Source organism: Pseudomonas abyssi, assembly GCF_002307495.1.
In the GTDB taxonomy this organism is placed as follows: domain Bacteria; phylum Pseudomonadota; class Gammaproteobacteria; order Pseudomonadales; family Pseudomonadaceae; genus Halopseudomonas; species Halopseudomonas abyssi.
In genome coordinates, this window is record NZ_NTMR01000003.1 from 341577 (window position 1) to 366021 (window position 24445).

Sequence of the window (24445 nt, forward strand, 5' to 3'; positions counted from 1 at the left end):
TGATGGCCCTGTGGGGCTGGCCCTGATGCCTGCGATGAGGCAATAAAAAACCCGATGCGCTGGCATCGGGTTTTTTATTACTGCAGCTATCAACCCAGGATGGTGACCCAGGACTCGACAGTGTCGGCGCCGTACTTTTCTTTCCAGGCCTTCAGAGTCTTGTGGTTGCCACCTTTGGTTTCGATGACTTCGCCGGTGTTCGGGTTCTTGTACTGCTTTACTTTACGTGCGCGCTTGGCGCCACCAGCGGTCTTGCCCTTGGGAGCGGCCAGTTTGTTGTCCGGGTCCAGAATGGCGGCAACATCTTTCAGCGACTTGTTGTACTGACCCATCAGGCTGCGCAGTTTTTCTTCGAACTCGATTTCTTTCTTAAGTTTGTCATCATTGGACATCGAGTTCAGACGCTCTTTAAGTTCGCGGATCTGTTCTTCGATGTTTCGATATTCTTGCAGCATGGACATGGGATAGTTTCCTTTATGTCTAGTTTGATAATCAGGACGAAAAGAATAATAGGTTATGCCTGCTCAACCTACAATAAGTTGTTGTCTATCCCCGCGTGCCACAATCGGCGTTTTTATGTTTGCGATGTCATCTCTTTCCCCGCTGCAACGCGCTGTAACATCACCAAAGCAGCGATAGTGCTCGTCTTCGTTTGCGCCGCTCTGCCTGACGCCTTGATGACCGAATTAGTCCGCACGCAAACAGGGGCAACAGGGTAGAATGTCGCGGCCCGAAATGTCCTGTTCAAGTGATACGGGCAATGTCTTTTGAAAATCGCACACCACAGGAGAGCAAATGCGCACTTTCAGGCTGGTAATCGCCTGCCCGGATCGGGTTGGCATCGTCGCCAAGGTCAGTAACGTACTGGCAACCTATAACGGCTGGATTACCGAAGCCAATCATCATTCGGATAACTTGTCCGGTTGGTTTTTCATGCGCCACGAGATTCGCGCCGATTCCCTGCCGTTTGACCTGGAAGGGCTGCGTACCGCCTTTGCTCCGATTGCTCGGGAGTTTCAGATGGACTGGCGGGTAAGTGACTCGGCAGTACGTAAGAAAGTGGTCTTGATGGCCAGTCGCGAGTCTCACTGTCTGGCAGATTTGTTACATCGCTGGCACAGCGGCGAACTGGACTGCGAGATCAGTAGTGTCATCTCCAACCATGACGATTTGCGCAGCATGGTCGAGTGGCACGGTATTCCCTTCCACCATGTACCGGTGGACCCGAAAGACAAAGAACCGGCGTTTGCCGAAGTTACCCGCCTGGTTGATGAACAGCAGGCTGAATGTATTGTACTGGCCCGCTATATGCAGATTCTGCCGCCGGCGCTGTGCGAGCGTTATGCGCATCGCATTATCAATATTCACCATAGTTTTCTGCCGTCGTTTGTCGGTGCGCGCCCTTACCACCAGGCTGCGCAACGGGGGGTCAAGTTGATCGGTGCCACCTGCCACTATGTCACTGAAGAACTCGATGCCGGACCGATCATCGAGCAGGACGTGGTGCGCATCACCCATCGCAACAACGCCGAGGACATGGTGCGTCTGGGCAAGGACGTCGAGAAGATGGTGCTGTCGCGTGGCTTGCGCTATCACCTGGAAGATCGCGTGCTGGTTCACGACAACAAGACGGTGGTGTTCAGCTAAGCTGTAGAGGGACGTTCGTGTTGCTGGCGTTAGTGTCGAGGCGTCAGCACCCCTTACAGGAGGCTTTATGCTCAAATCCGTCAAAGTGCGCGACTACATGACCACGGACCTGGTCACCTTTTCCCCCGAGATGGACCTGTTTCGTGCCATCGACCGCCTGCTGGCCCATCGCATTTCCGGCGCCCCGGTGCTCGACGCCGATGGACATCTGGTCGGGCTATTGTCTGAAGGTGATTGCCTTAAGGGCATTCTGGCCGGCAGCTACTTTGAGGAGGCTGGCGGCAGTGTGGCCTCGGTGATGACGGTGGTGGTCGAGACCATCGACGCTGACGCCGACATCGTCAAGGCGGCCGAGCATTTCATTACCATGCGTCGTCGGCGCCTGCCGGTGATCGATGAGGGCAAGCTGGTCGGGCAGATCAGCCGTCGCGACATCCTGCGCGCCATGCAGACCTACAACGAGCACGGTGCGCCCAAATGAATGATGACGACGAACTCAGCCCGCTGGCAGCCGGCGCGGCCAGCCTTCCACCCACTCTGGGAGAAGGCTGTCTGTTGCGTTTTGATCCTGCCGAGCTGACGGAGGAGATGGGCGCCGATTTTTCCGAGCTGCCGGCCGATTCCGACTAGCCCTGCTGCTGCTCCGTGCCGAATGGCCTGGTCTGGCTGACAGACTTGGCAAAGCTTCTTGCCGGGTGGCATATTGTCATCACAGCGAGGGAAGCAATCGCAGGGCACGCCATGGTGTGTCGATGCGTGGGTACGGAAGCACGGCACCTACAATCATTCCAGGCCGTAACCGAACATGCTCAAAAAAATTCCGACTGCCGCCCTGCGTAAGGGCATGTTTGTTGATCAGTTTTGCGGGTCGTGGCTGGACCACCCGTTCTGGACCCGCAAGGTGCTGATCGAGGACGACAAGACACTCGATACCATCCTGAAAAGCTCGATCACCGAAGTGGTGATAGATACCGGCAAGGGCGCCGATTGGACCCCGGGCGAACTGACCGAGGCAGCTGCCGAACTCCCCAAGCAAGCCGTTGAAGCCGACCCGGTGCCGGTCACCGAGCGTCAGAGCGCGGAGGTTGCCGGCGCGTCGACCGCTGCAGTCAGCTTTGAAGGTGAGCTGCAACGGGCCAAGGCGATCTTCCGCAACGGTAAGGAAGCGGTGCGCAGCATGTTTCAGGAGGTGCGCCTGGGCAAGGCGCTGGACAGCGAGGGCCTGCTGGATCTGGTCGAGGATATGAACCGCTCGCTGGCGCGTAACCCCCATGCGCTGCTCAGCGTGGCGCGTATCAAGCATAAGGATGAGTACACCTATCTGCATTCGGTGGCGGTGGCCGCGCTGATGGTCGGCCTGGCGCGCGCTGCGGAGCAGGACGAGGCGACCGTGCGTGATGCCGGTATGGCTGGCCTGCTGCACGATCTGGGTAAGGCGATGATGCCGGAAGCGGTGCTGAACAAGCCTGGCCGCCTGACGGATGAGGAGTACGACATCATGCGTCAGCACCCCATGGAGGGATACAAGTTGCTGCAGGAGTGGCAGGACGTACCCCAGGTGGTGCTGGATGTGTGCCTGCATCACCATGAAAAGATGGACGGTACCGGGTACCCCGAACGCCTAGCTGGTGAGGACATCAGCCTAATGTCGCGCATGGGCGCCATTTGCGATGTGTATGACGCCATTACCTCAAACCGACCCTACAAGGCAGGCTGGGACCCGTCCGAGTCGCTTAGTCGCATGGCGAGCTGGAAAGGGCACTTCGACCCCAAGCTGTTTCAGCTGTTTGTCCGCATGCTTGGCATTTACCCGGTTGGCTCGCTGGTTCGCCTGACTTCCGGGCGCCTGGGCGTTGTGGTGGAGCAGAATCCCACAGCACTGCTGTTACCGCGCGTGCGGGTGTTCTACTCGGCAACGCTTCGGCAGGCGGTGCCGGTCACGCTGATCGATCTGGCCGAGGTGGGGCAGTCGGAGCGTATTGTTGGCAGAGAGGACCCGGAGAACTGGCCCTTCAAGAGCCTGGACAGCTTCTGGACGGGAGACTGACAAAGAAACGGGCAGCTTAAGCTGCCCGCTGCTTTTTGCGGCCCTATATCAGGCCTCGGCAGTGGCTTCTTCGGCCTGTACCTGCGCCGGGTCCGGTGTGCGGATCAGGTGGTCGAAGGCGGCCAGAGAGGCGGTCGAGCCAGCGCCCATGGCGATGATGATCTGCTTGAACGGCACGGTAGTGACGTCGCCCGCGGCAAATACGCCGTTCAGGTTGGTCGCACCACGCGCGTCGATCTCGATCTCGCCAAAGCGGGTCAGGTTCAGCTCGCTGTCCTTCAGCCATTCGGTGTTGGGCACCAGGCCGATCTGGACAAAGATACCGGCAACGTCCACCTGCTTGAGCTCCTCGGTGAGGCGGTCCTTGTAGGTCAGGCCCACGACCTTGTTGCCGTCACCACGCACCTCGGTGGTTTGCGCGCTCTTGATGATCTCGATATTGCTCATCGAGCGCGCCTTGCGCTGCAGCACTTCGTCGGCGCGCAGGGTGTCGGCAAATTCCAGCACGGTGACGTGCTCGACGATACCGGCCAGGTCAATCGCAGCCTCGATGCCGGAGTTGCCCCCGCCAATCACGGCTACGCGCTTGCCCTTGAACAGCGGGCCGTCACAGTGCGGGCAGTACGCCACGCCCTTGCCACGGTATTCCTGCTCACCGGGTACGTTCATTTCTCTCCAGCGCGCGCCGGTGGCCAGGATGACCGAACGGCTGCGCAGGGTCGCGCCGCTCTCCAGGCCAATCTCGACGTAGTCACCGGTTTCCAGGCTGGCGGCCTTTTGCTCGGTAATTACGTCAACTTCGTACTCCTTCACGTGTTGCTCCAGGCTGGCAACCAGCTTCGGGCCTTCGGTGTAGGGCACGGAGATGAAGTTCTCGATGCCGACGGTATCCATCACCTGGCCACCGAAGCGCTCGGCAACGATACCGGTGCGGATGCCTTTACGCGCAGCGTAGATGGCTGCCGAGGCGCCGGCCGGGCCGCCACCGACGATCAGTACGTCGTAGGGCGCCTTGTCGTTTAGCTCGGCGGCCTTGCGCTTGCTCGCGCCGCTGTCGACCTTGTTGACGATCTCGGCGAGGGTCATGCGGCCCTGACCAAAGGGTTGGCTGTTCAGGTATACCGACGGCACGGCCATGATCTGGCGCTCGTCGACTTCATCCTGGAACAGGGCGCCGTCAATCATCACATGGGTGATGTTGGGGTTCAGTACCGCCATCAGGTTCAGCGCCTGAACCACATCCGGGCAGTTCTGGCAGGACAGCGAGATGTATGTCTCGAAGTGAAACTCGCCGTCCAGGTTACGAATCTGCTCCAGCAGCGCCGGGTCAGCCTTGGACGGGTGGCCGCCGGATTGCAGCAGCGCCAGTACCAGCGAGGTGAACTCGTGGCCCAACGGGATGCCGGCGAAGCGAATGCGCGGCGTCTCGCCGGCCGGTCCAACGGCCATGCTCGGGGTGCGCTTGTCTTCGTTGGCTACGAGGCCGATCTTGCCGGACATTTCGGCGATTTCGACCGCGAGCTCGTGCAATTCTTTGCCCTTGGGGCTGTCATCGGTGGACACGCTGACTTCAATCGGGTTAACGATGTGTTGCAGGTACGTGTCCAGTTGCTTCTTCAGGTTAGCGTCCAACATGTGCGTGTCCTTTTGAGTAAGAGTCAAATTCTGGGCATAAAAAACCCGGCCCGCCGTCTGCGCGCCTGAGGCTGCGCAGCGGGCCGGGTCATCAGGCCGATCTTAGATCTTGCCTACCAGGTCGAGGGAGGGAGCCAGAGTGGCTTCGCCTTCCTTCCACTTGGCCGGGCAGACTTCACCCGGGTGAGCAGCGATGTACTGGGCTGCCTTGACCTTGCGAACCATATCTTCGGCGTTGCGGCCGATGCCTTCGGAAGTGATTTCAACAGCCTGGATCACGCCCTCGGGGTCGATGATGAAGGTGCCGCGGTTGGCCAGGCCCTGGTCTTCGCGCAGAACTTCGAAGTTGCGGCTGATCTGCATGGTCGGGTCACCGATCATGGCGTACTTGATCTTGCCGATGGTTTCGGAGCTGTCGTGCCATGCTTTGTGGGTGAAGTGGGTGTCGGTGGAGACCGAGTACACTTCAACGCCCATTTTCTGCAGCTCGTCGTAGTAGTCGGCAACGTCGCCCAGCTCGGTCGGGCAAACGAAGGTGAAGTCAGCCGGGTAGAAGAAGAAGACGGCCCACTTGCCTTTAACGTCGGCTTCAGTCAGGTCGAAGAACTCGCCGTTTTTGAATGCAGACGCCTTGAACGGTTTGATTTCGGTATTGATAACGGACATGTAGAACTCCTTTGTGAGTCGTTTCGTCGGTGGTTGAGAAGACAGGTGCAATGGTATGCGCCTGGGCTAAATACTTAAAATAAATTTCAACTAAATCCCGAATAGCTTTTCGCTATATGAGCCGGCTCGGTGCTGGGGTGTCGATCATGCGTGCTGCATGTGACCGTTTTGGGGCCGTGCGGTTCTGCGCCAACGCCTATTGCAGTAAAGTAGACGCAGGTTACCTCGGAGATTAACTGTATGCTGACTCATCTGGATGCACAAGGGCGGGCGAACATGGTTGATGTGACCGCCAAGGCTGTGACGGCCCGCGAGGCGGTGGCCGAGTCCAGGGTGCGCATGCAGCCTGAAACACTGGAGTTGATCCAGGCTGGCGGCCACCCCAAGGGTGACGTGCTGGCCGTGGCGCGTATCGCCGGCATTCAAGCTGCCAAGAAAACCTCTGATCTGATTCCCCTGTGCCACCCCTTGATGCTGACCAGCGTCAAGGTCGAACTGACGCCAGTGCCGCCGGATGCGGTGCACATTCAGGCGCGCTGCAAGCTGGCCGGGCAGACCGGGGTCGAAATGGAGGCGCTGACAGCGGTCAGCGTCGCCGCATTGACGCTCTACGACATGTGCAAGGCAGTAGACAAGGGCATGGTGATTGAGCAGACGCGCCTGCTGCACAAGTCCGGTGGCAAGAGTGGTGACTACCACCTGCAGGAGTCGGGTACATGATTCAGTTGCAGTTTTTTGCCCGTTATCGGGATGTGCTGGGGCGTGACGCCGAGCAAATGCCCTGGGATGCCGAGCTGCGTACGCTGGAAGACGTCCGTGCCCGACTGCTGGCGCGGGGTGAAGCGTGGCAGGTGCTGGCCGAGCAACGCCTGATGTGTGCGCGCAATCAGGAGCTTTGCAATCTGTCTACGCCGGTTGTTGACGGCGATGAAGTGGCATTTTTTCCGCCGGTGACCGGAGGCTGATATGCGAATTGACGTGCAGACTGCCAGCTTCGATCCGGGCGAGCTGCTGAACCAGCTGCATGCCGATCACCGTGGCACTGGCGCGGTGGTGGGCTTTGTCGGCTATGTGCGCGACTTCAACGATGGTGATCCGGTCAGCGGCATGTGGCTGGAGCACTACCCGGGCATGACCGAGAAAGCCCTTGCGGACATCGTCGAGCAGGCCCAGGCGCGCTGGCTGCTGCATGAGGTCCACGTGCTGCATCGGGTCGGACAGCTGGAGCCGGGTGAGCCTATCGTCTTTGTCGGTGTGGCCAGTGCTCATCGTCAGGCTGCATTCGAGGCCAATACCTTCATCATGGATTACCTGAAAACCCGCGCCCCGTTCTGGAAGCGCGAGAGCACGCCGCAGGGAGAGCGCTGGGTCGACGCCAAGCACAGCGATGAACAGGCTTTGAGCCGCTGGCAATCACCGGGGGAGTCTTCATGAGCTTGCAGGACGGCCTGGGCCGGCGTATCGAATATCTGCGGCTGTCGGTGACCGACCGCTGCGACTTCCGCTGTGTCTACTGCATGGCCGAAGACATGACTTTTTTACCCCGCGCGCAGATTCTGACCCTCGAAGAGATCGAGCGGCTGGCCCGGCTGTTTGTTTCCCTGGGCGTGCGCAAGATTCGTCTGACCGGCGGAGAGCCGCTGGTCAGGCGCGGCATTGTTGACCTGTGCGCGCGCATCAGCGCGCTGCCCGGGCTGCGTGAACTGGTGATGACCAGTAATGGCTCGCAGCTGGTAAAACTGGCCGAGCCGCTGGCCGGAGCCGGGGTAAAGCGCCTTAACATCAGTCTGGACAGCCTGGATCCTGAGCGATTTAAAGCCATTACCCGCACCGGCGAATTACAGCAGGTACTTGATGGTATTGAAGCCGCGCGTGCGGCCGGCTTTGAGCGGATCAAGCTGAATACCGTGGTGCTCAAGGGGCGCAACCACGATGAGGTGCCGGCGCTGACCGAGTATGCGCTGTCGCGCGGGCTGGACATCACCTTTATCGAAGAGATGCCGCTGGGCGAAGTAGGGCGCGAGCGCGGGGAGGCCTATTGCTCCAGCGACGAGGTGCGGGCCATGCTGAGCGAGCGCTATCGACTGCTCGACAGCACCGAGAGCAGCGGCGGGCCCGCGCGCTATTTGCGGGTCGAGGGTTACCCCGACAGCCGGATCGGCTTTATCTCGCCGCACTCACACAACTTCTGCGATACCTGCAATCGGGTACGCCTGACCACCGAAGGGCGCCTGTTGCTGTGTCTGGGCCATGAGAATGCGCTGGATATGCGCCGTCTGCTGCGTCAGCACCCTGGCGACGATGCCCCGGTGCGCGAGGCGCTGGAGCGTGCCCTGCTGTACAAGCCGGCGCGGCATGAATTCAGCGTGGACGGCGAGGTTCAGGTGCTGCGCTTTATGAACGCGACCGGCGGCTGAGCCAGGTGCGGCAGGGGAACCGCCTCAGTCCGCCCCTGCTTATTGACACTGATCAACAACTCTCCGGCGGGGCGCGCGTAGGCTGTAGGCAAGCTAGCTACCCTCTGGAGAGCCCCCATGCTGCCTACCCTTCGCTGGGATGCGGACCTGATTCGTCGATACGACCACGCCGGTCCGCGTTACACCTCCTATCCAACCGCGGTGCAGTTTCACGATGGTGTGAAACCGCTGGATTTTCTGCATGCCGTCGACGCCAGTCGCGCCGCTAACCGCGCGCTGTCGCTGTATGTCCACATCCCGTTCTGCGCCAACATTTGCTACTACTGCGGTTGCAACAAGGTCATCACCAAGGACCGCAGTCGTGCTCGCGAGTATCTGGCATGTCTGGAACGCGAAATGGAGCTGGTCAGCGCCCATCTGGGGGCGGACCAGCTGGTGGATCAGTTGCACTTTGGCGGTGGTACACCGACCTTTCTCAGCCATCAGGAGCTGGGCGAGCTGATGGCGGCGCTGCGCCGCAACTTCAACCTGCACGATGACGATATCGGCGACTACAGCATTGAGATCGACCCCCGCGAGGCCGATTGGGCGACCATGGGTCTGCTGCGCGAGCTGGGTTTTAACCGGGTCAGCTTTGGGGTGCAGGATCTGGACCCGGAGGTGCAGCGTGCAGTCAATCGCCTGCAGTCACTGGAACAGACTCAAACGGTCATGGATGCGGCCCGCACCCTGGCTTATCGATCGATCAATATTGACCTGATCTACGGCCTGCCCAAGCAGACGCCCGAGCGTTTTGCTCGCACGGTCGAGGCGATTATCGAGCTAAAGCCCGACCGCCTGTCAGTCTTCAACTACGCGCATCTGCCCGAGCGCTTTATGCCGCAGCGCCGCATCAACAGCGCTGACCTGCCGGCGCCGGCGCAGAAGCTGGAGATGTTCGAGAACAGCGTGCGCCAACTGATGGACGCAGGCTACCGTTATATCGGCATGGATCACTTTGCCCTGCCTGATGACAGCCTGAGCGTGGCGCAGGAAAACGGCGAGCTGCAGCGCAACTTCCAGGGCTACACCACCCACGGTCATTGCGACCTGATCGGGTTGGGGGTGTCCTCGATCAGCCAGGTAGGAGACCTCTACAGCCAGAACTCGGCTGACCTCAAGGCCTATCAACAAGCCTTGCAGCAGGACCAGCTGGCAACCCAGCGCGGGCTGGTGTGCCACACCGATGATGTCATTCGCCGCGCGGTGATCAGTCAGCTGATCTGTCATTTCAGCCTCAGCTTCAATGATATCGAGCAGCGCTTTGGCATCGACTTTCACGAGTATTTTGCCGGCTGCCTGCCGATGCTGGAGCAGATGGCGCGCGACGGCCTGATTATCCTGACGCCTGGCGGTATTCGGGTGCTGGCGGCGGGGCGGCTGCTGGTGCGGTCCATTTGCATGCTGTTCGATGCTTATCAGAGCGAGCTGAGCCAGCAGCGCTTCTCGCGGATCATCTAGACATATCCCTGCCGAACGCCCCCGTCTGCCTGCTATGCTGCGGGCAGACGGGGCGGCAGAGGGCGGGTTATGAAGGTGTTGAAAGAGCGTAGCGGGCAACGCCGCCTGCTGCTGTTGCTGATCGTTACGCTGCTGGTGCTGCTGTCGTGGCTCGGGCAGGGAGATCGCAGCTCCGCAGCCCACCTGGACGCCTCGCTGTTGCAGGCCTCGGTTGCCTTTGCCTCTGCCCGCGCACTCAACGCGCTTATCTCTGTTCTGCAATCCACCACCATCAGCTTCAGCCTGTTTGGCGGCGTGGCCGTCACGCTGGGCGAAATGCTGGATCCGTTCAATGATCTGATCGAACAGTACGCCTACCTCATGCAATGGGCCATCGGCTCGTTGCTGGCGCAGAAAATACTGCTTGGGCTGGTGGGGCAAACGGTCTTCAAGTGGCTGCTGACGCTCTCCGCCGTGCTGCTGGGCGCCGCGCTCTGGGTGCGCGGCGGGCGCCACGCAGGGCTGTTCTTGCGCTTGTTTCTGGCCATTGCCTTTCTGCGCTTTGTGCTGGTGGCGGTGGTGCTGGTCAACGGTGAAGTGGATCGCTGGTACCTCGCGCAGCAGAGCCGAGAGCAAATTGCTGTGCTGGATCGCCTGCCTGGGGAGGTTGAGGTGCTTGGCGCTGACGCCAATGCCGACGCCGCGCTGCTTGGTGGCTCAGCCGCAGGGCATGCGCTGGACAGTCAGTTAGCCATGCTCGACGAACAACGTAGCCGACTGATCGTCGCCCAGCGTGACGCCGGCAGGGCAATCAGCGAGCAGCGCCAGGCGCTGACCGCCCTGGAGCAACAGCTCGATTGGTCCGAGCGCCTCAACCCTTTTGCTGATGTGCCGGCCAGAGAGGACGCTGCCAATAGGCTGGCGCGGCTACGCGGCAGCTATCAGCGCATCAGTCAGGAGCTAAGCGAGGTCGAACAGCAGCGCGAGCAAGTGCTCAAGGAGCGTGCAGCACTGTTGGTTGACAGTGACTCTGGCTGGCGCGGCTTTGGCGAGCAGTTGGCCAAGGTCGGCGATCCGCAAACCTACATGGCCATCAAGCAGGCGCTGGATGATGCCGTCGACAGCGTGCTGCAGGTGATGACGCTGTTTGTGCTGCGCACGCTGATCCTGCCACTGCTGTTTTTCTATCTGCTGTTGCGTGGCATGCGCTGGCTCTGGCGGCTGGATGCGACATGCCTGCTGGATGATGGACGGGCTGCATTCGGCAAGTGATAGCCCTTTGCTGGCAGAGCCTGTTCGGGTCACCTATTCTTGGAAGGGCGGGCAGCGGCGATAAAGTTTTTGCCCATCGGGACGATACAGCGGACGTACTTCCCCAAGACTGGCTCCTTCCTCGAGGAAAACCCCGATGCCGGCCAAACTCAGCTTCAATCAAAAGATTCTCTTGGCAGCGTGTTTGGTGGTGATCGCCGCCTTTGCCGCTTTTTCCGTGTATAACGACTACCTCCAGCGCCGCACCTTGCAGGCTAACCTGGACACCTATCTCAGTGATGCCGGGACGCTAACGGCAGATAACATCAGCAATTGGCTGTCGGGCCGCATCCTGCTGTTGGAGAACCTTGCGCAGAACCTGCAAAGCGAGCCCGCTGAGCGGCTGGTGCCGTTACTGGAGCAGCGAACCCTGGCGCAGACCTTCGAGTTCAGCTACCTGGGTGGCGCCGATGGCAGCTTTACCATGCGCCCGGATGCCGAGATGCCGGCAGGCTATGACCCACGGACACGCCCCTGGTTCAAGGCGGCGCGCGAGGGCGGCAAGACGGTACTCACCAGTCCCTATGTTGATGCTGCAACCAGCGTGCTGATCATGACCATCGCAACCCCTGCGGGCAACGATGTGGTGGGCGGCGACCTGAGCCTTGCTGCGGTATCGCAAATCATCAATACCCTCGACTTCAACGGCTTGGGCTACGCCTTTCTGGTGAGTCGCGACGGGACCATTCTGGTACACCCCAACAGCAGCCTGCAGATGAAAACCCTCAGCGAGGTGTATCCGCAGAACACCCCGAAGATTGAGCGCAGGCTAAGCGAGGCGTCACTGGATGGACAGTCGCGACTGCTCACCTTTGTGCCGGTACAAGGGCTGCCGGGTGCGGACTGGTATGTTGGCCTGTCGGTTGACCGAGACAAGGCGTTCGCCAGTCTGACGCAATTCCGCTATTCCGCGCTCACGGCAGTGCTGGTCGCGCTGGTCGGCATCGTCGCGCTGCTGGGGGTGTTGATGCGCTACCTGCTTAAGCCGCTGGTATCTCTGGGCGCTGCGCTGGATAACATCGCGGAAGGAGAGGGCGATCTTACTCGCCGTCTGCCGGTGACCAGTCAGGACGAATTCGGCCGGTTGGCGAGTGCCTTCAACCGCTTTGTACAGCGGATTCACGAGTCGATCAGCCAGGTGGCCAGTACCAGCGGCGCGCTGCATGACGTTGCGCGTCAGGTGGTGGACGCCTCCAACGCCAACATGGCCAGCTCCGATGAACAGGCCAGTCGCACCAACAGTGTTGCCGCTGCCATTAACGAGTTGGGCGCCGCTGCCCAGGAGATCGCGCGCAACGCCGCTGACGCCTCTGCGCAGGCCAGTCAGGCGCGGCAGGGCGCGGAGCAGGGCTCGGCGGTCGTCAGCCAGTCGATTACAGCCATGCAGGAGCTGTCGGCCAAGATCAGCGAGTCGAGCGATACGATCCAGGCGCTCAGCCACAAGACCACCGATATTGGCCGGATTCTTGAGGTCATTCAGAGCATTTCCGAGCAGACCAACCTGCTGGCGCTGAACGCGGCCATTGAAGCGGCGCGCGCCGGTGAAGCCGGGCGCGGGTTTGCCGTGGTTGCTGATGAGGTGCGCAACCTGGCACACCGTACCCAGACCTCGGCAAGCGAGATTCACGAGATGATCGAGAATCTGCGCAGCGATGCCAGCGCAGCGGTCGGCATCATGACCGACAGTCAGCAGTACAGTCAGCACAGTGTCGAGGTTGCCGGTCAGGCGGGTACCCGTCTGACCGAGATTACCCACGGCGTTGGTGATATCGATAACATGAACCAATCGGTCGCGGCGGCTACCGAGGAGCAGACTTCGGTCATCGAAAGCCTCAACGTCGATATTACCGAGATCAACACCCTCAACCAGGAAGGTGTCGATAATCTGCAGGCCACCTTGCGGGCCTGTGCCTCGCTGGAGGATCAGGTTACCCGGCTGCGGCAACTGGTCGGTAGTTTCCGCATTTAGGTACGGGCCAGCTCGGCAACCGCCTGGCGCAGGCCGGTGTACCCGGTGCAGCGACAGAGGTTGCCGTACAGCGCCTGCTCCAGCTCCTGCGCCGTGGCTGTCGGGTTATTGCGCAGGGCGGCGGTCAGGGTGCTGGCGATACCCGGTGTGCAGTAGCCGCATTGCAGCGCGCCGGCATTGACCAGTGCGGCGGATACCCGCTCGAACACCGGCTCGTCGCGCAGCCCTTCAATGGTTTGCACCGAGCGCCCTTGCAACTGGCAGGCCAGCAGCAGGCAGGCGGGTGTTGATTGGCCATCGACCAATACGCTGCAGGCGCCACAGCGGCCGATGCTGCAGCCTTCTTTCGGGCCGGTCAGGTTGAGGTCTGATCGCAGGATGTCGAGCAGGCGCCGGGTGGGGGATACCTCGATTATCTGCTCGCTGCCGTTGACGGTGAACTGCAGGGTCAAGCGTGGTTCGCTCATGGGTGTTGCTCCTGCATGGCGGTGAGCAGGGTTGTCGGGCGTACCGGCAGGCTGTGCATTCGTACGCCGGTAGCGTTTTCGATGGCGGCGATCAAGGCGGGGCTGATGGCTTCAATGCCCAGCTCGCCGATGCCGCGTACCGGGTAGCTTTCGCCGCCGAGGATTGCTTCGATCACATCCACCCGTTGCTCTGGCGCATCGGCCAGGGTCGGAATCAGGTAGGCGTCGAGGTTGTCGAGCAGGAATTGGCCGTCCTGCATGGGGACGTCCTCCAGCAGGGCCATGCCCATGCCCATCACGGCTGCGCCTTCGATCTGGCCCAGATAGCTGGGTGGGTGGATGACCTTGCCGCCGGCGGTGATGTGATGAAGCTGCAGAACGCGCACCCGGCCGGTCAGTCGGTCAACGGCGACACGGGCCACGCTGGCGATCAGCAGTTGCAGGTAGCGGCCGCGCGGGGTGGCGTCCGGGCCGGTAGGAAAGTCGAAATGTACCTTCAACACGGGGCGTTGTGCAGCCATCTTGGCCAGTTTGGCGTAGCTGATGCGCAGGTCTCCACTGGGTGTGCACAGGCCGCCTCGCCCTGGTGCAAGGTCGTCGGCGTGGCGCCCGGCGATATCCTGCAGTGCGGCACGCCACTGCGGCTGCAAACGGCGCAGTGCTTCTACCGCAATCACGCTGCTGCGCGAGGCGCTGGTCGGGCCCGAGTCCGGGCCGCTGGAGTCGCCGAGGCGAATATCCAGGTCGTCGGGGGCGCAGCCCAGATACTCGCAGGCCAGATGCTCTACTGCCGCGATCACCCCCTGACCATACTCGATAAAGCCAAAGGCCAGTTCGATGCGACCGGCTGCGCTCAAGTGCAGGCGCGCGCCGCCAGAGTCCGGCAGGCCATTGCCCAGCCCGTTGCCCTGTGCTCCCAGAGCCATACCGACACCGGTCAGCCAGCGGCGGTGGTCGCTCTCTGTGGCGTTTTCCCAGAGCGGGGAGGCCAGTGCGGCATCCAGCAGTAACCGTGGATCGCAGGGCTGTTGCTGAGTCTGACCCTCGACGCCCGGGTCGTCCGGCGTACGCAGGTTGCGCTTGCGCAGCTCTGCCGGGTGCAGGCCCGCCGCCGCTGCCAGCTTGTCCAGCTGACTCTCCACGGCGAAGGTCGCCTGGTTGCCGCCGAAGCCGCGAAAGGCACCGGCAACGCTGTTGTTGGTGTAGACCAACTGGCCGGTTACTTTCACATTGGGGATGCGATACAGCGGTGCGGCGGCGTGGTCCGTCAGGTTGGTGAGCACGGCGGGGCCAAGGGTGGCGTAGGCGCCGGTATCCAGCACGGCATGCAGTTGGTGGGCGAGGATGTTGCCCTGCGCGTCGCAGCCGGTGCGGGCAACCAGTTCGACCGGGTGGCGCTTGATGCCTGCGATAGTGGATTCGCGGCGATCAAAATGGATGCGCACCGGGCGGCCGGTGCGCAGAGCCAGCAAACCGGCTGCCGGCTGCATGGTCAGTTCATCCTTGCCGCCAAAGCCGCCGCCAGTCGCCAGACCGATAACGCGTACCTTGTCCAGCGGTAGATCGAGAATGCTCGCCAGTTGCTCGCGGTCGCGGTGACCGCTCTGGCAGCCCACCCGGAAGGTCAGCCCGCCCTGGTTGTCGGGTACCGCCACACCGCCCTCGGTTTCCATAAAGACATGCATTTGTCTTGGGGTGCTGTAGCGGCCCTCGACCACGAAGGCACAGGCCTTGAAAGCGGCCTCGACATCGCCGTGCTCCAGTAGCGAGCTGTCCAGCAGATTGCCACCGGGGTGCAGCGGCGGTGCGCCGTCGGCCAGCGCGGCGGCCGGGTCGCCGAGCACCGGCAGCTCGGTGTACTGCACCTCAATCAGGCTGAGCGCGTGCGCAGCGATCTCGGGTGTGTCGGCTGCCACTGCCGCCAGCGCATCGCCCAGGTAGCGAACGCGGTCCGTGCAGAACACCGGTTGGTCGCGAAAGACGATGCCATAGTGGTTGTCACCGGGGATGTCTGCTGCGGTGACCACCGCGCGCACGCCAGGCAGCTCGCGTGCGGCGTCCACATTGATGCCGGTGATCTGCGCGTGGGGGAAAGGGCTGCGCAGGATGCGCCCATGTAGCAGCCCAGGCCACGCCAGCTCGTCGGTGGGGTAGCGCTGCTCGCCGCGGGCTTTGCTGCGCGCGTCAGGCCGTTGTTGCCAGCGATCAGCGAAGTTGTCGGCGTTCAGCTGACGAGGCGTGAAGTCGTTGGTGCTCATAAGCGGCTGGCGCTCCATTGATCGAGCAGAAGATTGGCTGCGATTGGCAGCAGCGGCTGCGCGGCCTGCTCAGGCAGGTCACGGGCAAGCAGCGGCAGCAGGGTGGCGGCCGTCGGGATTAGAGTGGCGTCGCCGTTGAAGGCCTGCTCGCAGCTGCGCAGACGACGCGGCGCCAGACCCGCGCCGCCGGCGGCCAGGTGCGCCTGGGCAAAGGGCTGCCATTGCCAACTGCTGGCGATGTTCAACAGCGGAGGGTTGAAGGCTTCGCGGCTGGCCAACTTCTCCATGCGCAGCTGTCTGCCGGGGCCCGGTAGGGGAATGCGAATACGGGTGATCAATGCGTGCTCGGGGGCTTGGGACAACCAGTCGGAGAGGGCGCTTTGGTGCAGCGGGCCTGCACCCTGCATCCAGTCCACCTGGGTATCCAGCACCAGCAGTATGGGCATTAGATCGCCTGCAAAGCCAATATTGCCGCCCAGCGTGGCAAGGTGACGAACGCCCGGGGCGCCAACGCCCAGCAGCGCGCCGTGCAGCGTTGGCAGCTCGCGGCACAGCGCACGGTTGCTGGTCAGTTCCGACAGCCGAGCCAAGGCACCGATGGACCAGTGATCCACTGCGCGCCGGCACCCTTGCAGGTCGTCGAGTGCGTGCAGACTGATTGCCTTCGCCGGCCAGCCTGTGCTCTTGCTCCAGCCAAGTTGTGCGGCGCTGGCGCCCGCAAGGTAGGGTGCCTGATGGCGCGAGGCCAAGATGGCGGCTTCCTCGGCGCTGGACGGAAATAGAACCTGGGTGTGGCGACGGTCGGGGCAGGGCGGCAAGGTCACGGGAGCGCTCCATCGGGTTTGTGCTCCGGGTTGATGCAGAATGGGTGCCACACGTGACTGCTTGCAAGCAGACTCGCTAAATAGCTGTCTTTATGGTCAATATTTGTTTGCGTTGAAGCTGGTGGCCTTTGCGATGTTTATCGAAATAGTGCATTTGAAGTGCGTAAAAGGCGTGTACTGGTCAGTGTTGGTGCAAGCTATTGGGGTCGGCGTGCGCTCAAGGTAATGTTGATCAAAAGGTCAGGATTCTCTGTCGGGGCTGCACCTACGGCTCGGAGCCGACAGCGTAAAGAGGTGCGGGTGGGCGGGGCGGGGGCAGATACAAAAAAGCCCCGTGGCGACGGGGCTTCTGGATTGAGGGAAGGGATTACATCTGCGATTGCAGGTAGTTCTTCTCGCCAACCATCTTGATCAGGCGCAGCTGCTGTTCCAGCCAGTAGGCATGGTCTTCTTCGGTATCCTGCAACTGAAGCTCGAGAATTTCGCGGGTCTGGTAATCAGCGCAGCGTTCGCACAGAGCGATGGCCTTGGCCAGGTTCTCGCGTACTTCATATTCCAGCTTGAGGTCCGACTCCAGCATTTCCTGCACGGTAAAGCCGGGGGTGATCACCGACGGCCGCATGTCCGGTTTGCCTTCCAGGAACAGGATGCGCTTGAGGATGGCATCGGCGTGCTGGGTTTCTTCTTCCATTTCGTGGTTGATGCGCTCGTACAGCTTGGCGTAACCCATATCTTCGTACAGGCGCGAGTGCAGGAAGTACTGATCACGCGCACCCAGCTCTCCGCGCAACAGCTCGATCAGGCAATTGACGACGTCCGGATGACCTTGCATGGCGCTGCTCTCCCACTCATTGATAAACGATTGGGGCATTGTGACGGATGTTGCCGCAGAATGCCATGAAATCATCAAAAAATTCTAATGATTACAAGGGGTTATATGTATTTTGTTAGTAAGGGAAGTGCGAAGCAGAGCGGTTCGCGCGCGCAAAGGTTTCTCGCTTGGCAGCAAGTTATTGAAAACTGGAGATTTTAAGTAAGGGAGGCAGGGCTGCGTGGAGCGGGTGAAGGGAATCGAACCCTCGTATGCAGCTTGGGAAGCTGCCGTTCTACCATTGAACTACACCCGCGCAGGCGCTCTTTTTACCAGAGTCGCCTGCGACAGGGAAGGGGCAGATACGCTTATGCCTTGTCGCATCGGCTGCGCAATAGGGTGCTTTCTAGAGCGCCTCGGTAACCCGCTTGAGCAAGGCGTAGCTGTGCTGGCGCGCGCTCTGGTCAAAAATAGGGCTGTTGACGATCAGCTCGTTGACGCCGGTACGTTCCAGCAGTTCGGCTAACTGAGCGCCAACCGCATCAACATCACCAGTCAGGCTGCCGGACAGTGTCGACATGACCTGATGGCGTTCATGCGGCTGCCACAGCGACTCCATGTCATGGGTCGGCGGCGGCAACTGCCCCGGCGTACCCCGGATCAGGTTGAGAAAAGCCTGTTGGTGGGAGCTGGCCAGGTAATGGGCCTGTTCGCGATCGTCGGCGAGGTAGGCGTTAATGCCCAGCATGGCGTAGGGCGTGGGCAGTTGCTCGCTCGGGGTAAAGCTTTCGCGATACAGGCGCAAGGCGCTGAACAGGTAGTCGGGCGAGAACTGACCGGCGAAGGCAAAGGGCAGACCCAATCGGCCGGCCAACTGCGCGCTGAAGGTGCTGGAGCCGAGCAGCCAGATGGGCACATTCAAGCCGGCGCCCGGAACGGCGCGCAGTCGCTGGCCGGGTTTGGCTGGTGCAAACAGCTGACGCAGTTCATCCAGCATCTGTGGAAAATCTTCGCCGTCCGTGCGGCCGCGGCGCAATGCCTGGGCGGTCATGCCGTCGGTGCCCGGTGCGCGGCCCAGACCGAGGTCAATGCGCCCCGGGTAGAGCGATTCCAGAGTGCCAAACTGCTCGGCAATCTGCAGCGGTGCGTGGTTGGGCAGCATGATGCCGCCCGAGCCGATGCGGATGCGTTTGGTGCCTGCTGCCAGATAGCCCATGACCACGGAGGTGGCTGCGCTGGCAATGCCCGTCATGTTGTGGTGCTCGGCCACCCAGAAACGTCGATAGCCCAGCGCTTCACAGTGCTGCGCCAACTCCAGTGCGTTGTGCAGGGCGGTGGCCGGTGTGGCGCCTTCGGCAATGGAACAGAGGTCCAGTACGGACAGCGTTATGGCGTGCTGCGTCATCGGATGGCCTGCGTATTGGTAAATGATTTCGTTATGCTATCGTCGGTGAACCGGGCTGTATAGGAAGGGTTGATGGCTGCGCGTGTCTGTTGCGCGCCTGTCAGCCTGCCAAAGCCTGCCTGAGTGTGTGCTGCGGACTCGCTGTAGTCTGCTGCGCTGACTGTGGGTGTCAAGGGCTGCGCCCGCTTTAGAGCGCGACCGTTATAACAGGGAGTACGGGGATGCGTGGTAACAGCTTCGTCAGCGTGTGTCTGGCGTCGGTAGTGCTTGGGCTGGCGTCAGCCGGTGAGGCGTCCGAGTTGCAGGTGCTGGATCAAGATGGGGAGCCCTTGCCGAGGCTGGTGCTGATGATTGACGGGGTGCCCCCTGCCAGCACGGGGCCTTATGTGATGGATCAGGTCAGTCGGCGTTTTGTACCCCGCGTCCTGGTGGTGCCCAGCGGCAGTGAGGTGACCTTTCCCAACAGCGATGATGTGCGCCACCACGTCTATTCCTTCTCGCCCGCCAAAACGTTTGAACTCAGTCTGTTTGCCGGCACCGACGCGCCGCCGGTGATACTCAGCCAGCCTGGGGTGGTGGTGTTGGGCTGCAATATTCATGACAGCATGGTCGGCTACATTGTGGTCACCGATAGCCCCCGGTTTGCCATTAGCGATGGACAGGGCAACGTCCAGCTGCCCGCCCTGCCGGCCGGGCGGTGGCCGGTATCCTGGTGGCATCCGCAGCTGGCGGATCAGCCACCGCAGCCGCTGGGTGAGCTGGATCTGACGCAACTGCAGCAGCTCGAACTGCCAATCAGCTACGCCCCGTTGGCCGCCAGCCAGGACGACACTCCCTCTCTGCTGCGGCGCTACGGTCCCGGAGGCGGTGGCACAGATGGTTATTAAGAGCCTGCGCAGCCGGTTGATCCTGCTGCTGGTCGGGCTGTTGGCGCTGGTGCTGCTGGCGGTGTTTGTCGCGGTTTACACCAGCACCACTCTCTCTGCCGAGCGGCAGGCTGCACGACAATTGGAGTTGGGTGCTCGCGTGTTTCGCAGCGTACTGGATGCCCGAGCCCGGGAACTGGCTACGGCTACCCAGATTCTGGCTGCGGATTTTGGCTTCCGCCAAGCGGTGGCCAGTGGTGATCTGCCGACCATCGCTTCCGCCCTGGATAATCAGGCGCGGCGCATTGGTGCCGATCAGGCCCTGTTCTTCGACGCCGCTGGCGAGTTGCGGATTGCCAGCGCCCCCGGTCGCGATGGTCAAGCGCAGATTCAGGCGGTGGCCAGTTTGTCTCCTGAGGCGCTTATCGCAGTCATTGATCAGCAGCCGTATCTACTGGTCGATGCCGTGCTGCGCGCACCCTTGCCGGTTGGCGAGGTCGCCATGGCCTTTCGCCTGGACCAGGCGCTGGCCGATGAGCTGCGCGAGCTGACCGGGCTGGATATTCGCTTTGTCAGCAGCTACGACGGCGAAGTGCAGCATGCGCTGAGCACGCTTCCTGCTGCCCAGCAGTGGCCGCCGGGGTCGATGCGGGACAAGCAGACCTTGAATCTGGATGGTGAGCGCTACCAGCTGGTCCAGCTCAGCCTGCTGGAGCAGGCGCCTTATGCGGTGCACGTGCAGCTGATTAGCCCGCTGCGCGATCTGCTGGCCAGCTTTGCAGTGCTGAAGCGCGAGCTGCTGCTGATTACCCTGATTGCCTTGCTGGCGTCGTCACTACTGGCAGTCTGGCTGGCGGGCAGTCTGGCGCGCCCGGTGGCCAGCCTGGCCGACGCGGCGCGGCGTATCGGTCGTGGCGACTACCAGTTTCGTGTCTGGCTCAAACGCCGCCGGGCCGATGAGTTAGGCATGTTGGCCGACAGCATTGACCTGATGCGCGAACGTATTGCCGAGCGCGAGCAGCAGCTGGCGCATAACGCCATGCATGACCCGCTGACCGGGCTGCCCAATCTCGCGATGGTGCGTGAGCGCCTGCAAAGCGCGGTTGCCGGCGGCCAGAGCGGGGTGCTGGCCCAGTGCAACCTGGATGAGCTGGCGCAGCTGGTCAACGCGCATGGGCAGGATCTGGTCGACAACCTGGTCTGTCAGTCTGCCGAGCGCCTGAACGCGGCCTTGCCGCCACGCAGTTTGCTGGCCTGGCAGCCGGGTAGCGGGTTTGTGCTGTTACTCGAAGGGCGCGCGTTGGACGACGCGGTGCTGCTGGTGGATCAGTTGCTGGGGCTGTTGGCAGACAAACTGCAGATCGAGCAGGTCAAGCTGCGCCCGCAGTGGCTGGCCGGGCTGGTGGAGTGGCCGCGTCAGGGCAGCGGTGTGACTGAGTTGTTGCGCCAGGCCAGTATGGCACTGGCCGATGCCGAGCCGGGAGATCATCGCGTGGCGGTGTATCAGGCGCAGCGCGATGAAGCCTACCAGCGTCGCCTGCAGCTGGCGCGCGATATTGCCTACGCGCCGCGCCATGAGGAGCTGAGCGTGGTGTACCAGCCCAAGCTGGCGCTGGCGAGCGGGCAGGTGCCGCAGGTCGAGGCGCTGATGCGTTGGCACCACCAGCGCCTGGGGCCGATTCGCCCGGATGAATTTATCGTGCTGGCCGAGCAGACCGGGAGCATCGCCCTGCTGACACAGTGGGTGCTGAACGCGGTGCTGGCACAGGTGCGTGAGTGGCTGTCGCGCGGCATCGAGCTGCAGGTGGCGATGAACATTTCGGCGCTGGATCTGGAGGATGCGAGCTTTCCTGAACAGGTCGAGCAGGCGTTGGAACGACATCAGGTGGCGCCGCGCTACCTGTCTCTGGAGGTCACCGAAAGCGCCTTGATGCGCGAACCTGAACGCAGTCTGGCGAGCCTGCAACGGCTGCGCGACAGCGGGATCAGTCTGGCCGTGGACGACTACGGTACCGGGTACTCTTCGCTGGCGATGCTCAAGAGTCTGCCGGTGCAGTACCTGAAGATCGACAAGTCCTTTGTGCTGCAGTTGACAGAGGGCAGCGATGATGCGGTGATCGTGCGCTCGACCATCGAACTGGCGCACAACATGGGGCTGGCGGTGATTGCCGAAGGGATAGAAAGCGAAGACACGCTGCACTGGCTGCAGCAGCGCGGCTGTGACTACGCCCAGGGCTATTTTGTCAGCCGTCCGGTAGCGGCCGAGGTGCTGGAAGCCTGGTTGGGTGAGGCGCAGGCGCGCTTCGCCTATCTGGCAGAACGGGAGGTGGGGGTTAGTCCTTCGCCAGTGTGATCTCGGTAATCAGGGCGGCCGACGGCATGCCGATGGCGGCGCCCTGAGCGTGCTGAATACCGAGCGCGCGCACCTGACTCAGCACGGCGGGGTTATGCACGAATTCGGCTACCGTCTGCATGCTCAACTCCTGCGCAAACTGCACAATGCCGCGGCATAGGGTCAGTGCGGTGGGGTTGCTGTCGAGTTGGCGGATCAGGCTGCCATCGATCTTGATCAAGTCCACGTCCAGGCGCAGCAGGTGCTCGAAGTTGGAGTAACCGGTGCCAAAATCATCAATGGCGATCCGGCAACCCTGCGCCTTGGCGCGGTCAATGAACTGCCGTACCGCGCTGTAGTTCTCGATACCTTCCGATTCCAGAATCTCGAAGATAACCTGCCTGCCCATGTTGCGGGTGGCGATGGACTCGAGGATATGGTCGGTCAGCTCCGGGTCCAGCAGGTCCTCGCAAGAGAGGTTGAGCGAAAAGCTCCACGGCTGTCCCTCGAAGCGCTCCAGCGCCAGATCAACCATGCGGCGGGTGAGGGTGCGGTAAAGACGAATCTTCTTGGCCAGGTCCAGAAAGTGAATCGGGCTGATGGGTTCGCCCTGCTCGTCGAGCATGCGAACCAGGCACTCGTACTTGTCGATCTGGCCGCTGGTCAGATTGAGAATGGGTTGGTAGAAGGCAACGATACGGCCACTCTCCAGCGCGGCGCGCAAGCGGTTGGCGCCGATCAGGTTCTGCTCGTAGCTTTCACGCACGCGCTGGCTGGCATCGTAGAACACAAAACTTTCCAGATTCAGACGTGCCAGTTCCAGGGCGATGTTGGCTCCGTGCAGCAATTGCTCGCCGCTCAGGTCGGCGGCGTTGCCCTGCTGGCTGCAGGCCACGCCCAAGCTGGCGTTGAGGGTCAGGGGCTGGTCTTCCCAGCGCACCTGCAGCTCGCCGATAAACACCAGCAGCTGTTCCAGGGCGGGCGTCAACTGCTCGGCGTTATGGTGCCCGGGCAGCCAGATGGCCAGTTCGTCGGCGGGCATGCGGTACAACCGGGCGCCGCGCCAGTCGGGGTTGGTGTCCAGCTTCTCCTGCAGTGCGTGGGCCAGGCTGATGATTACGTGATCGCCGCAGTTGTGGCCGTAAAAGTCGTTAATTTCCTTGAACGAGTCGATATTCAGCAGGATGAGGCTGGCGGTGTGGCTTTTCTTCAGGTCGGCCAGCAGACGCTCGCGGTTGGGCAGGCCGGTCAGGCTGTCGGTGTACAGGGTCTGCAACTGGCGCAGGGTGCCGGCCACCAGGTACAGCACCAGCGCTGAAATCAGCAGCATGATGATGCCGGCGATCAGCTGAATGCGCAGGTTGCTTTCGCGCATGGGCGCCAGCACGGCGTCTATCTCGGCCTGCGGTACGCCAATGCCGAAGATCATGCCGGCCTGGCTGCGGGCAAAGAAGAGTCGGTAATCGTCGCCGGCCAGGGTCTGCTGCAGCTGCTGCAGCGGTGCCGTCAGCTGACGCGCGTTGACCACCTGAGGCAGCGCTTGAGGCTCCAGCTGGTTGCCCAGCTGGAGATCAATCACGGCGTTGATCAAGGGTTGTGCCTGCGCCTGATCGGTTGCGGCGGACAGGCTGGACAGGTTGCGGTTGGCGTGGTCCAGCAAGAACGCAAAGGTACCGGGCGTGACTTCGACCCGGCTGATGGTGCGAATGATGTCGTCGGCCAGCCAGTCGGTGACGGCCAGGCCGATCGGCATACCTGCGCTGTTGGTGATTAAAGCGGCGTGGCTGATCACGACGCTGCTGATGCTGTCCTTGTAGTAGGCCGCGGTCCAGCTCTGGCTCGGGTCGCTGTCAGTCGCCTTGTTGGCGGCTCGCAGGCGCTGGAACCACGCACGCAGCTGTACTTGTTCTGCGCCCGGGACGTCGGTCACGGCAAGGCGCTGGCCCTGTCGGTAGGCGTAGCGAGCGGGCAGGGCACCATCGGCGTACCAGAGGGTGCTGCCGTGGGTGTCGGGGAAGTCTTGCAGGGCTCGGCGCAGGCTGTCGTCCAGCTCCTCGCCCAGGCGCGGCATCAGGGCGCCGGCGCGGGCCAGGCCTGCGGTGCTTTGCGCCATCAGGCGGTGGTGGGCGTTGATGCGGTCGAGGTTGGCATAGAAGGTGTCGGCAATCTGGCGTTGGCGCAGCTGCGCCATGGCTTTTTCGGCGAACTCTAGATTCGCGCTTGCCATCAGCCAGCTGACTACCAGTACCAGCGCGACCATCAGGCTGAGCAGGATCATGATCGCGCGTTTGACTGGCAGCATTCCCTTGGC

At 61.8% G+C, this 24445-nt stretch carries 22 protein-coding genes, 1 tRNA gene and 1 pseudogene; 14 read left to right on the plus strand and 10 right to left on the minus strand.

Translation table 11 applies throughout. The features are described 5' to 3' along the window. Positions 1-89: 89 nt before the first annotated feature. Entirely contained in the window at positions 90-461 is a 372-nt protein-coding gene (gene mvaT / locus CNQ84_RS04095; protein WP_096003631.1) for a histone-like nucleoid-structuring protein MvaT, read from the minus strand. A 334-nt stretch (positions 462-795) separates the two neighbouring features. Between mvaT and purU the strand changes: the two genes are divergently transcribed. From purU to CNQ84_RS04110, 4 genes are all read left to right on the plus strand, one after another. Next, complete coding sequence (gene purU / locus CNQ84_RS04100) at positions 796-1647, plus strand: formyltetrahydrofolate deformylase (RefSeq protein ID WP_096003632.1); 852 nt, start codon at positions 796-798, stop codon at positions 1645-1647. A 67-nt stretch (positions 1648-1714) separates the two neighbouring features. After that, positions 1715-2128, plus strand: a complete 414-nt coding sequence (locus CNQ84_RS04105) for a CBS domain-containing protein (protein WP_083726938.1) — start codon at positions 1715-1717, stop codon at positions 2126-2128. Continuing rightward, positions 2125-2277, plus strand: a complete 153-nt coding sequence (locus CNQ84_RS20465; protein WP_165771217.1) for a hypothetical protein — start codon at positions 2125-2127, stop codon at positions 2275-2277. Before CNQ84_RS04105 ends, CNQ84_RS20465 begins: the two co-directional genes overlap by 4 nt. A 175-nt stretch (positions 2278-2452) precedes the next feature. Continuing rightward, complete coding sequence (locus CNQ84_RS04110) at positions 2453-3694, plus strand: HD-GYP domain-containing protein (protein ID WP_096003633.1); 1242 nt, start codon at positions 2453-2455, stop codon at positions 3692-3694. Positions 3695-3742: 48 nt separating this feature from the next. Here CNQ84_RS04110 and ahpF read toward each other — a convergent pair whose 3' ends face one another. Both ahpF and ahpC read right to left on the minus strand, forming a co-directional pair. Further along, on the minus strand, positions 3743-5329 hold the full coding sequence (gene ahpF, locus CNQ84_RS04115) for an alkyl hydroperoxide reductase subunit F (RefSeq protein ID WP_096003634.1): 1587 nt from the start codon (positions 5327-5329) through the stop codon (positions 3743-3745). Positions 5330-5431: 102 nt separating this feature from the next. Beyond that, a complete protein-coding gene (ahpC, locus tag CNQ84_RS04120; protein WP_096003635.1) occupies positions 5432-5995 on the minus strand; it encodes an alkyl hydroperoxide reductase subunit C in 564 nt (187 codons plus the stop codon). Positions 5996-6235: 240 nt separating this feature from the next. Between ahpC and moaC the strand changes: the two genes are divergently transcribed. From moaC to CNQ84_RS21045, 8 genes and pseudogenes are all read left to right on the plus strand, one after another. Next, positions 6236-6715, plus strand: coding sequence for a cyclic pyranopterin monophosphate synthase MoaC (moaC, locus tag CNQ84_RS04125; protein ID WP_096003636.1), 480 nt, complete (start codon positions 6236-6238; stop codon positions 6713-6715). After that, positions 6712-6960, plus strand: a complete 249-nt coding sequence (locus CNQ84_RS04130; protein WP_096003637.1) for a MoaD/ThiS family protein — start codon at positions 6712-6714, stop codon at positions 6958-6960. Before moaC ends, CNQ84_RS04130 begins: the two co-directional genes overlap by 4 nt. Position 6961: 1 nt before the next feature. Further along, a complete protein-coding gene (gene moaE, locus CNQ84_RS04135) occupies positions 6962-7429 on the plus strand; it encodes a molybdopterin synthase catalytic subunit MoaE (RefSeq protein ID WP_096003638.1) in 468 nt (155 codons plus the stop codon). Then, positions 7426-8412 (plus strand): GTP 3',8-cyclase MoaA, encoded by a 987-nt coding sequence (moaA, locus tag CNQ84_RS04140; protein WP_096003639.1) that lies wholly within the window; start codon positions 7426-7428, stop codon positions 8410-8412. The genes moaE and moaA overlap by 4 nt, the downstream gene beginning before the upstream one ends. Before the next feature lie 117 nt (positions 8413-8529). Then, on the plus strand, positions 8530-9912 hold the full coding sequence (gene hemN, locus CNQ84_RS04145) for an oxygen-independent coproporphyrinogen III oxidase (RefSeq protein ID WP_096003640.1): 1383 nt from the start codon (positions 8530-8532) through the stop codon (positions 9910-9912). Between the two features lie 69 nt (positions 9913-9981). Next, on the plus strand, positions 9982-11163 hold the full coding sequence (locus CNQ84_RS04150; RefSeq protein ID WP_096003641.1) for a hypothetical protein: 1182 nt from the start codon (positions 9982-9984) through the stop codon (positions 11161-11163). A gap of 136 nt (positions 11164-11299) precedes the next feature. Continuing rightward, a pseudogene (locus CNQ84_RS21040) lies at positions 11300-12316 on the plus strand (HAMP domain-containing protein); the annotation flags it as partial. A gap of 90 nt (positions 12317-12406) precedes the next feature. Next, positions 12407-13171, plus strand: coding sequence for a methyl-accepting chemotaxis protein (locus tag CNQ84_RS21045; protein WP_425439946.1), 765 nt, complete (start codon positions 12407-12409; stop codon positions 13169-13171). Here the strand turns inward: CNQ84_RS21045 and CNQ84_RS04160 are convergent. From CNQ84_RS04160 to CNQ84_RS04185, 6 genes are all read right to left on the minus strand, one after another. Then, positions 13168-13638 (minus strand): (2Fe-2S)-binding protein, encoded by a 471-nt coding sequence (locus CNQ84_RS04160; protein WP_096003643.1) that lies wholly within the window; start codon positions 13636-13638, stop codon positions 13168-13170. The two genes, CNQ84_RS21045 and CNQ84_RS04160, sit on opposite strands and share 4 nt — an antisense overlap. Further along, on the minus strand, positions 13635-15896 hold the full coding sequence (locus tag CNQ84_RS04165; RefSeq protein WP_165771218.1) for a xanthine dehydrogenase family protein molybdopterin-binding subunit: 2262 nt from the start codon (positions 15894-15896) through the stop codon (positions 13635-13637). Before CNQ84_RS04165 ends, CNQ84_RS04160 begins: the two co-directional genes overlap by 4 nt. Then, positions 15893-16720 carry an FAD binding domain-containing protein gene (locus CNQ84_RS04170; protein WP_165771219.1) on the minus strand — a complete coding sequence of 276 codons (828 nt, stop codon included), beginning with the start codon at positions 16718-16720 and terminating at the stop codon, positions 15893-15895. Before CNQ84_RS04170 ends, CNQ84_RS04165 begins: the two co-directional genes overlap by 4 nt. Before the next feature lie 367 nt (positions 16721-17087). Continuing rightward, positions 17088-17552 carry a bacterioferritin gene (bfr, locus tag CNQ84_RS04175; protein WP_083726964.1) on the minus strand — a complete coding sequence of 155 codons (465 nt, stop codon included), beginning with the start codon at positions 17550-17552 and terminating at the stop codon, positions 17088-17090. 221 nt (positions 17553-17773) lie between these two features. Continuing rightward, a tRNA-Gly gene (locus tag CNQ84_RS04180) sits at positions 17774-17847 on the minus strand. 90 nt (positions 17848-17937) lie between these two features. Then, positions 17938-18936: an LLM class flavin-dependent oxidoreductase gene (locus CNQ84_RS04185; RefSeq protein WP_096003646.1), complete on the minus strand. Its 999-nt coding sequence runs from the start codon at positions 18934-18936 to the stop codon at positions 17938-17940. A gap of 221 nt (positions 18937-19157) precedes the next feature. Here CNQ84_RS04185 and CNQ84_RS04190 point away from each other — a divergent pair, with 221 nt between their 5' ends. After that, positions 19158-19823: a methylamine utilization protein gene (locus CNQ84_RS04190; RefSeq protein WP_096003647.1), complete on the plus strand. Its 666-nt coding sequence runs from the start codon at positions 19158-19160 to the stop codon at positions 19821-19823. Then, entirely contained in the window at positions 19813-22155 is a 2343-nt protein-coding gene (locus CNQ84_RS04195) for a putative bifunctional diguanylate cyclase/phosphodiesterase (RefSeq protein ID WP_096003648.1), read from the plus strand. Before CNQ84_RS04190 ends, CNQ84_RS04195 begins: the two co-directional genes overlap by 11 nt. Here the strand turns inward: CNQ84_RS04195 and CNQ84_RS04200 are convergent. Next, the gene (locus CNQ84_RS04200; protein ID WP_096003649.1) at positions 22136-24436 is read right to left on the minus strand and encodes an EAL domain-containing protein; all 2301 of its coding nucleotides are present in this window, start codon (positions 24434-24436) and stop codon (positions 22136-22138) included. The two genes, CNQ84_RS04195 and CNQ84_RS04200, sit on opposite strands and share 20 nt — an antisense overlap. Between the last annotated feature and the right edge of the window lie 9 nt (positions 24437-24445).

Excerpts from the sequence above, each read along its gene's own strand:
- moaC (WP_096003636.1), top strand. The coding sequence starts at position 6,236 with ATGCTGACTCATCTGGATGCACAAGGGCGGGCGAACATGGTTGATGTG.
- bfr (WP_083726964.1), bottom strand. The coding sequence starts at position 17,552 with ATGCAAGGTCATCCGGACGTCGTCAATTGCCTGATCGAGCTGTTGCGC.
- CNQ84_RS04165 (WP_165771218.1), bottom strand. The coding sequence starts at position 15,896 with ATGAGCACCAACGACTTCACGCCTCGTCAGCTGAACGCCGACAACTTC.
- CNQ84_RS04105 (WP_083726938.1), top strand. The coding sequence starts at position 1,715 with ATGCTCAAATCCGTCAAAGTGCGCGACTACATGACCACGGACCTGGTC.
- CNQ84_RS04190 (WP_096003647.1), top strand. The coding sequence starts at position 19,158 with ATGCGTGGTAACAGCTTCGTCAGCGTGTGTCTGGCGTCGGTAGTGCTT.
- CNQ84_RS20465 (WP_165771217.1), top strand. The coding sequence starts at position 2,125 with ATGAATGATGACGACGAACTCAGCCCGCTGGCAGCCGGCGCGGCCAGC.
- CNQ84_RS04200 (WP_096003649.1), bottom strand. The coding sequence starts at position 24,436 with ATGCTGCCAGTCAAACGCGCGATCATGATCCTGCTCAGCCTGATGGTC.
- moaE (WP_096003638.1), top strand. The coding sequence starts at position 6,962 with ATGCGAATTGACGTGCAGACTGCCAGCTTCGATCCGGGCGAGCTGCTG.
- ahpF (WP_096003634.1), bottom strand. The coding sequence starts at position 5,329 with ATGTTGGACGCTAACCTGAAGAAGCAACTGGACACGTACCTGCAACAC.
- CNQ84_RS04130 (WP_096003637.1), top strand. The coding sequence starts at position 6,712 with ATGATTCAGTTGCAGTTTTTTGCCCGTTATCGGGATGTGCTGGGGCGT.
- ahpC (WP_096003635.1), bottom strand. The coding sequence starts at position 5,995 with ATGTCCGTTATCAATACCGAAATCAAACCGTTCAAGGCGTCTGCATTC.
- CNQ84_RS04110 (WP_096003633.1), top strand. The coding sequence starts at position 2,453 with ATGCTCAAAAAAATTCCGACTGCCGCCCTGCGTAAGGGCATGTTTGTT.
- CNQ84_RS04160 (WP_096003643.1), bottom strand. The coding sequence starts at position 13,638 with ATGAGCGAACCACGCTTGACCCTGCAGTTCACCGTCAACGGCAGCGAG.
- hemN (WP_096003640.1), top strand. The coding sequence starts at position 8,530 with ATGCTGCCTACCCTTCGCTGGGATGCGGACCTGATTCGTCGATACGAC.
- CNQ84_RS04195 (WP_096003648.1), top strand. The coding sequence starts at position 19,813 with ATGGTTATTAAGAGCCTGCGCAGCCGGTTGATCCTGCTGCTGGTCGGG.
- CNQ84_RS04185 (WP_096003646.1), bottom strand. The coding sequence starts at position 18,936 with ATGACGCAGCACGCCATAACGCTGTCCGTACTGGACCTCTGTTCCATT.
- CNQ84_RS04150 (WP_096003641.1), top strand. The coding sequence starts at position 9,982 with ATGAAGGTGTTGAAAGAGCGTAGCGGGCAACGCCGCCTGCTGCTGTTG.
- moaA (WP_096003639.1), top strand. The coding sequence starts at position 7,426 with ATGAGCTTGCAGGACGGCCTGGGCCGGCGTATCGAATATCTGCGGCTG.
- mvaT (WP_096003631.1), bottom strand. The coding sequence starts at position 461 with ATGTCCATGCTGCAAGAATATCGAAACATCGAAGAACAGATCCGCGAA.
- purU (WP_096003632.1), top strand. The coding sequence starts at position 796 with ATGCGCACTTTCAGGCTGGTAATCGCCTGCCCGGATCGGGTTGGCATC.
- CNQ84_RS21045 (WP_425439946.1), top strand. The coding sequence starts at position 12,407 with ATGGCCAGCTCCGATGAACAGGCCAGTCGCACCAACAGTGTTGCCGCT.